This is a genomic window from Proteus sp. fly-1067, assembly GCF_040139345.1.
GTDB lineage: Bacteria > Pseudomonadota > Gammaproteobacteria > Enterobacterales > Enterobacteriaceae > Proteus > Proteus vulgaris_B.
In genome coordinates this window covers 1-525 of record NZ_JBEEUL010000270.1, presented here as the reverse complement: position 1 = coordinate 525, position 525 = coordinate 1, and the positions used below count along the sequence as shown (strand labels likewise).

Genomic DNA, 525 nt, shown 5'->3' with positions numbered 1-525 from the left:
GATCATTAATGACTAATTGATTAAGGCTAAAATTTATATGGCTTTCTGGGGTGCTCCAGCTACCTCTAACCCAATCAAGGTGGTCTATTTCAGCGTTAAGGCCAGGAACTGCCCAATCTTTACCTTGCAGATCAACATTGGTGAGTGCGACTTTTTTGAGTGAAATCGGCTGATCGCTATCAATCGCATCGCCTAATGAGGCAAAAGGAATGCTATTTTGCCAACCTACTTTGTCCATTACTAACGAATCAACCGTGATAGAACCATCAGCTAATTTTTTCCCTGAGCCTTTGATGTAACCATTATTCAAATAACCATTTGCATCAGTAAACTCGGTGAGATTTTCTTGTAGTTTACCCGTGATTGCGACATTTTTTAGGGGTAACTCATTGATGTTTAATTGTTTGGTTGTAAAACGGAAATCGCCATGACCAAATGGATAATTGGTGCTTGGAGCCCATGGAGTGATGCCGCCTGTAAATCCAGACACTTGGATTTTGTTAGTCCCTTGGCTTAATTGAATAC

The 525-nt window shown here is 40.6% G+C and carries 1 pseudogene; it reads right to left on the bottom strand.

The window, feature by feature from the left end:
* Positions 1-525, bottom strand: a pseudogene (locus ABN217_RS20360) (AsmA family protein); the annotation flags it as partial.